The sequence below is a fragment of the Pseudarthrobacter sp. NamB4 genome (genome assembly GCF_005796185.1).
GTDB lineage: Bacteria > Actinomycetota > Actinomycetes > Actinomycetales > Micrococcaceae > Arthrobacter.
Window position 1 is genome coordinate 1 of sequence record NZ_VAHM01000038.1, and the last position, 1,197, is coordinate 1,197.

Below are 1,197 nucleotides of genomic sequence, written 5' to 3' on the forward strand. Positions count from 1 at the left end.
ATATGCGGACACGGCACGGGCGGTTGCTCCGCCGGTCGCCCCGGTGCAGGCGATGGAGATGGCCATCGCCGCGGAAATCGGCTGCGTCCTGGCCATCAGCGGCCGGGCCGCCGGCGCCCTGCTCGCCCAGGCCCATGCCCTGACTACTTCGCTGCCGCGGACGCTCGCTGCGCTGGGGGCCGGAACCATCTCCTGGCAGCACGCCAGGGTGATGGTGGACGAAACCGCAACCCTGCACCCCGCGGGGGCAGCAGCCCTGGAGGCCCACTTCCTGGACCCGACAGCGCCCAACCGTGCGAAGGGCTGCCCGGCCGGGGAGATGCCGGCCTACCGGTTCCGCAAGAAGGCCCGGACCTGGCGGGAACGCCACCACGCCGAGTCGATCGAGAAGCGGCACGCGAAGAGTTTCCTGGACCGCCGGGTGGAGTGCTTACCGGATCAGGACGGGATGGCGTGGTTCTCGGCCTACCTTCCAGCGGACCAGGCCTCAGCGGCCTGGGACCGGCTGACCGCTGTTTCCCGGGGCATGCAGGGGCCCAACGAACACCGCACCCTCTCCCAGCTGCGGGCAGACACCTTCTCCTCAGCACTGCTGGGCACCGGCACCGGCGCCGGCGCCGGCAACGGGGGCGGTGACGCCGCCGCCAACATTGCCGGCAACGGGGGCGGCGACGGGGGCGGTGCGGGAATGGCTCCCCGACCGTCTTCGCCGATTCGGCCCCAGGTGCTGGTCACCGTGCCCGTGTTCTCGTTGCTCGGCCTGACCGAGGAGCCGGCCATGCTCGATGGCCACGGCCCCATCCCGGCCTCGATGGCGCGCAAACTCGTCGCCGATGGAGCCGATTCCTTTTATCGGGTGCTGGTCGATCCGAGGGACGGGGCGCCCCTGGAAATCGGGCGGACCAGCTACCGGGTCACCAAAGCGATGAGGAACTGGCTGCGGCTGCGGGACGGAAAATGCCCCTTCCCCGGGTGCAGCAACCACTCCCTGGACAACGAAGCAGACCACCTCCTCGCCTGGGCCAAGGGCGGCACCACCGGGATCAGCAACCTCGGACAACCCTGCCCCAAACATCACCGGCTCAGACACACCAGCGGCTGGACACCAACACCGGCCACCAAGAACGAACCACCCGGCTGGATCTCACCCACCGGCAGAACATACAAAAGCGAACACCAGGACTGGGAACCACCCCA

The 1,197-nt window shown here is 69.4% G+C and carries 1 protein-coding gene; it reads left to right on the plus strand.

Features of this window, described 5'->3' with window-relative positions:
• Positions 1–1,197 (plus strand): HNH endonuclease signature motif containing protein (locus FDW81_RS17925; RefSeq protein WP_138135552.1); only part of this gene is annotated, 1,197 nt, incomplete at both ends.